Raw genomic sequence first — 5,771 nt, 5'->3', positions numbered from 1 at the left:
CCGAAGTACAACGCCCGCGACGTCGTCTTCGAGATCGAGGACCCCGACACCCCGGACACGTGGGTGCGGATCGAGGGGATCAACACCTTCACCAAGAGCCACGAGGAAGAGACCACCGACACCACGACCTTCGGCTCCCAGGGTGAGGGCGAGTCGGAGAAGATGCAGAAGTCGAAGACCCTGTCCATCGAGGGCTTCCGGATGCGGAACCCGGCCGACCCCGGCCAGGTCCTGGTGGAGACGCTCCACGAGCGGCTGGCGGAGGACTCCCTGGGCGGGTTCCGCTTCGCGCACAAAGCGGACACCTCCTGGGAGGTGTGGACCGCGCACGTCAACCTCGGCGACCACGGCGGCGGCAACAACGACAAGGCCTCCTGGAGCGCCACGTTCACCCGCTCCGGCGCGAACACGACGGCGGTTAAGGCATGAGCCCCACCCGCAAGCCCGCGGCGGGCTCCTACGAGGCGTTCCTGGCCGAAGCCTTCGGCACCGGCACCGAGTCGATCCGCGGGATCGACGTCCGTATCCCCACGGACGTGCCGCTCGCCATGGAGACGCGTCTCAAGGACCTGCACGACTCGGAGGCGGAAGACGACCTCCACGAGCTGGTCGCCCTGCTCTTCGGCGAGGACGTCTTCAGCCGCTGGATCGACAACGGCATGGGCGTGCTGGAGTTCAAGACCGTTCTGGCCTGGGGCATGGCGCACGCCGCCGGTGCGGGCGTCACCTTCATGGAGGCGTTCGACCTGGTCCGCGCCGAGGAGGCGAGCGAGGGAAAAGCGCCGTCCGGCCAGAACCGGCAGGCCCGCCGAGCCGCGCAGAAGAAGCCGTCAACACGTACTGGTGGGCGGTCCGCGCGGACTTCCGCCGCGAGTACGGCATCACGTCGCAAGACCTCGCCCGCATAGGCCGCACCGAGTTCTGGGCCCTGCTCAAGGGCCTCTCGAAGGACGCCGTGTTCTGGCGCGTCGCCAAGGACGAACTGAGCATCGTCGACGACCCCGACGAGATCAGGGCCGCGCTCCACCGCTGATCCACAACTGCATAGGGGGTGCGCGTCGTGGCGCTGAGCATCGGCGAGCTGGTCGGGTTCATCCGCGCCGACGACCGGGGCATGCAGCGCGGCCTGGACGACGCCGAGCTGCGCCTGCGGGGGTTCGCGCGCGACGCTGAAGGCCGGCTCCGCACCCTGGATGGCCGTTTCGCCACCACGGGCGAGATGGCCGCGCTCGGCCTGCGCCGCGCCACCGACGAAGGCGACGGCCTCACCGGGGCGCTGCGCCGGATCGTGGGCATGGCTGGCGGCCTGGCCGGGGTGGCGATGTCGGCCGGGAGGATCGCGGCCATGTTTGGCACGGCCGTGCCGGTGGCGGCGGCGCTGGTGACGACGCTGGCGAACGTCGCTCCGGCATCGGCTGTGGCCGTGTCCGGGGTGCTGGCGCTCCAGATGGCCACGTTCGCCCTGAAGCTGGGCATGCAGGGCGTTGGCGACGCGCTGACGGCCGCGTTGGACCCGTCCAAGGCGGCGGAGTTCGAGGAGGCCCTGGGGAAGCTGTCCCCGGAGGCGCGGAAGTTCGCGCTCGCGGTCCGCGAACTCGCCCCGGCCTGGAAGGAACTCCAGCAGGACGTCCAGGACGAACTGTTCCGGGGCCTCTCCAAGAACTTCAGCGGCATGGCCAAGAGCGTCCTGCCGATCCTGCGGCGGGAACTCATCAACACCGCCGGGGCGCTCGGCGACATGGCGGCCGGGGTGAGCGGCGCGGCCAAGGAGCTGGCCGATGACGGCACGCTCGGCAAGGCCACCAAGTCCGCGCGCAAGGGCCTGGAGAACCTGTCCGGGGTGCCGGGCGTGTTCACGAAGGCGCTGGGCCAGATCGCGGCGGCGGCCGGCCCCAGCTTTGAGCGGCTCACGAGCGTGGCCGCCGATGCCGCGTTCAGGATCGGTCAGAAGCTCGACGGAGCCTTCGAGTCCGGCGCGATGGAAGCCGCCATCGAGGAGGCCATCGACCTCCTCGGTGATCTGTGGGACGTCGGATCCAACGTCTTCGAGATCATCGGGAACATCTTCGGTGCGGTGCCCGACGGCGGGGGCGTGGTCGGCGTCCTCCAGGCGATCACCGGGGCGCTGGCGGAGATCACCGGAACGCCCGAGTTCCAGGAGGGCCTTGAGGCGCTCTTCGAGACGATGGGCAAGCTGGCCACCACGGCGGCGCCGCTGCTGGCGAAGGCGCTGGAGCTGATCCCGCCCATCCTGATCGCGCTCGCGCCGCCCGTGCAGGAGCTGATCGACAAGCTCGGCGAGGGTCTGATGACGATCCTCGAAGAGCTGCAATCCAGCGGCCTGCTGGAGCAGCTGGCCACCTCGCTCGGCGAGGTGATCGTCGCGATCGCCCCGCTGCTCCCGCCGCTGGCCGAGCTGATCGCCGCGATCCTGCCCTACCTGGTCGTTTGGCTGGAGAAGTTCACCTACTGGATCAAGCTGGTCGGCGAGTTCATCGAGCGGTTCGCCATCCCCGCCATCCAGATCATCACCCAACTCCTGCGCGGCGACTTCTCCGGCGCCCTCCAGACCGCCAAGGATCTCGCGGCGGACATGGTGACCTCGGCCGTCGCCAGCTTCGCTGGACTGCCCGGCAAGGCCGGGTCCGCGCTCTCCGGAACGAAGGACGCGATCGGCCGGCAGATCGCCGCGGCCGGGGTGACGATGTACAAGCTGGTCACCAAGGGGGTCACGGACTCCGTCCGGTCCCTCGCGAACCTGCCAGGCCGGGCCCGGTCCGCCGTGTCCAGCCTCGGGTCGACGCTGGCCGGGCAGGCCGGGCGGGCCGGCGTGCAACTGCTCCAGGCGATCTCCAGCGGCGTGAACAGCGCGCTGCTGCCCATCGCACGGATGCCTGGGCAGGCCCGGGCCGCGCTCGGGAACCTGTCCGGGATGCTCTACAGCGCCGGATCCTCCCTGATCCGCGGCTTCATCCGGGGTATCGCGTCACAGATCGGCGCCGTCAAGGACACCCTGTCCAACCTCACATCGAGGCTGACCGACTGGAAGGGTCCGGAATCCCTCGACAAGCGGCTCCTGGTCCCGGCCGGCCGCCTGCTCATCGGTGGCTTCCAGCGGGGCATCGACCTGCAAACCCCCGCTCTGCGCGACCAGTTGCAGGCACTGACCACGGGCCTCCAGGGCGACTTCGCCCTGGCGGGCGCCCCGGCGGGCGCGGGGCAGGGCGTGGGCGGCCGTACGACGACCAACCACTACACCTACAACCTGACGCAGCGGGAGATGACGCTGCGGGACCTGGAGGCGCTCCAGCGCCGCCAGGACGCGCTCGCCAGGGTGGGGAGGCCACGGTAAATGCCGATCATCGCTGCCCCGGTCACGACGCCACCGGATCCCGGGACATCACCCGATGCCGGCGGCGGGATCGTCATCCCGGACTACGGCCGGGCGACGGTCACCTACTACGACCCCACCGGGAAGGAGTGGCCACTGACCACTCCCAGCCTGGGCTGGAAGACGCTGGCGGACGGGGTGTCGGGGCTGGGAGCGGTGCCGTACGAGCTGACCACGGACGCGCACCCGCGCGGGGGCGCCCGCCTGCGGCACGTCCAGGCGCAGCCCCGCACGATCGTGTGGCCGCTGCGCGTGTACGGCTCGACCCACACGGAGTTCGTCGGCCGCTGGCGGCAGCTGGCCGCCGCGTTCACGCGCACGCTGCGGCCGGGCCCGGACGGCCTCCCCACGCCCGGGCTGCTGGAGATCGCCCGCCCGGACGGCTCCCGCCGCCGTATCGAGGTCTTCTACCAGGACGGCTTCGAAGGCCTGGGGAACAACACCACGGGCCGGATCGTCGACGTGGCGGTCCTGTCCCTGTGGTGCGAAGACCCGTACTGGGCCGACGCCCTGGCCGTCAGCATCCACCGGGAGACCGGCACACCGGTCGACTACCTGAACCCGTACCCCAGCGTGTCCTCGTCGCAGGTCCTGGGCGCGACCACGGTGGTCAACCCCGGCGACGTGGACGTGTGGCCGGTATGGACGATCACCGGCCCCGCCACCTCCATCACCTTCACGCGCGAGGACACTGGCGACGCCTTCACCCTCGACATGCAGGCCACCTCCCACGGGGCGCTCCTGGCCGGACAGACCGTAACAATCTCCACCGATCCGCCGCGCGTCCGCTCCGGCACCGGCGAGAACCTCGTAGCCGGACTGAACTGGCCCGAGGCCGTGCTGTGGAGCGTCCCGCCCGGAGAGACCCCAGTCGTCTTCCAGCTCAACGGCGCCGAGGCCGGCAGCGCGGTCGACCTGACCTTCTACCCCCGCTACGAGACGGCGTGAGCAGGGAGGTGGATCCGTGGCGATCAGCCTCCTGGTCACCGACCGCAACCTGAACGTGCTCGGGGACCCGATCCTCGGCTGGACGCAGCTCACGTGCGAACTCAACTTCAACGCCCCGGCGTCCGGCACCGTCGCGATGCCGGCCCGCCCGGAGTACGTGGAGCTGCTCCAGCCCGGCAACCGCCTCGTCGTCGTACGCGACAAGGAGATCTGGTGCGCGGGGCCGATGGAGCAACCCCAGGAGTATCAGTGGGACCTCGGCCAGAATTCCGGGGTGGGGTCCGTCGCTGTCACCTTCGCTGATGACTTGGCCAGGGTCGCCGGGTACCTCACCTATCCCGAGCCCAGCAAGACGTTCGCCAACCAGACCACCGGCAGCGACGTCGTCCGGAAGTTCACCACCGCCAACGCCGAGACGATCATGCGGACGCTCGTGTCGGAGAACTGCGGGCCCACCGCGCTGACCGCCCGGAGGATCGAAAAGCTGGTGCTGGACGCTGCGGCCGGGGTCGGCACGAACCGGACCGTGTCCACGCGCTTCGAGCCGCTCCTGGACGCCGTCCGCGCCGCCGCCGTCAGCGATGGGCTGGGGTTCCGCACCAAGCAGGTCGGAAGCGAGATCCGCTTCGGCGTGTACGCGCCCAAGGACCTCACCGGCACGGCCCGCTTCTCCGCCGGCCTCAACAACCTCCGCAGCGTCCGCTTTACGATGGCGGCACCGCTCGCCACATCAGAGCTGGTCATGGGCGGCAACGACCCCGCCCAACAAGCCACCCCGGCCAACCAGCGCGCCTATACCGAGGTGCTCTCCGGCACGGCCGCGGACTGGTACCGGGTCGAAAAGCTGATCCAGGAATCCGGGAAGACCGACGCGGACGGGGAGCTGACCCTGGCCGGGCGGCTGGCCTTCGGCAACGACAACCCGCAGGCGAGCTTGGCCACGGAGACGGTGGACACGGCAGATCTGCGCGCCGGCCGGGACTACGGCCTGGGTGATCTGGTGTCGGTGGTCCTGCCGACCGGGCTGGAGATCGCCGACGTCGTCCAGACCATCCGCCTGGAAGCCAGTCCCGACGGGGGCGAGCGGGTGACCTCCGTGATCGGCAACAACGACAAGACGACCATGCGCGCCACGGTGTGGACCGTGCGTGACCTGGCCTATCGGCTGGGCCAACTGGAAGCGAGGGGGTGACCGTGGCCGAGCAGTCCTATCCAAGCCCGGGCCACAACAACCGGGCCGTGACCGACGACGAGCACGAGCTGCTGGCCGCCAGGTTCTCCGACGACGGCGTGTACGGGGACCCAACGGACACGCAGGTCGTAACGGCGGGCACCGGCCTGTCGGTGAACGTACGGCCGGACGTGGCCGGGTCGGTACGCGGGCACGGCTGGTACTCCGGCAGCACCACCGTCAACGTCCCCCTCTCGGCGA

The 5,771-nt window shown here is 70.2% G+C and carries 5 protein-coding genes and 1 pseudogene; all 6 read left to right on the top strand.

What is annotated here, in order from left to right:
• The coding region (locus ACFWR9_RS42330) for a phage tail tube protein (RefSeq protein ID WP_383852921.1) at positions 1 to 429 on the top strand (429 nt) is incomplete at its 5' end.
• Positions 426 to 908, top strand: coding sequence for a hypothetical protein (locus ACFWR9_RS42325; RefSeq protein ID WP_383852918.1), 483 nt, complete (start codon positions 426 to 428; stop codon positions 906 to 908). The genes ACFWR9_RS42330 and ACFWR9_RS42325, both read left to right, overlap by 4 nt.
• 152 nt (positions 909 to 1,060) lie before the next feature.
• A complete protein-coding gene (locus tag ACFWR9_RS42320; protein WP_383852915.1) occupies positions 1,061 to 3,352 on the top strand; it encodes a hypothetical protein in 2,292 nt (763 codons plus the stop codon).
• Positions 3,353 to 4,339, top strand: a complete 987-nt coding sequence (locus ACFWR9_RS42315) for a phage tail protein (protein WP_383852913.1) — start codon at positions 3,353 to 3,355, stop codon at positions 4,337 to 4,339.
• 16 nt (positions 4,340 to 4,355) lie between these two features.
• Positions 4,356 to 5,531 carry a hypothetical protein gene (locus ACFWR9_RS42310; RefSeq protein WP_383852910.1) on the top strand — a complete coding sequence of 392 codons (1,176 nt, stop codon included), beginning with the start codon at positions 4,356 to 4,358 and terminating at the stop codon, positions 5,529 to 5,531.
• Between the two features lie 2 nt (positions 5,532 to 5,533).
• Positions 5,534 to 5,771, top strand: a pseudogene (locus tag ACFWR9_RS42305) (hypothetical protein); the annotation flags it as partial.

It is taken from the genome of Streptomyces sp. NPDC058534 (genome assembly GCF_042717365.1).
GTDB lineage: Bacteria > Actinomycetota > Actinomycetes > Streptomycetales > Streptomycetaceae > Streptomyces.
The sequence above is the reverse complement of the archived record's forward strand: the minus strand, read 5'-3'. Positions and strand labels throughout refer to the sequence as shown.

What these genes read in the sequence shown, in the direction of transcription:
- ACFWR9_RS42325 (WP_383852918.1), top strand. Translation starts at nt 426, where the DNA reads ATGAGCCCCACCCGCAAGCCCGCGGCGGGCTCCTACGAGGCGTTCCTG.
- ACFWR9_RS42315 (WP_383852913.1), top strand. Translation starts at nt 3,353, where the DNA reads ATGCCGATCATCGCTGCCCCGGTCACGACGCCACCGGATCCCGGGACA.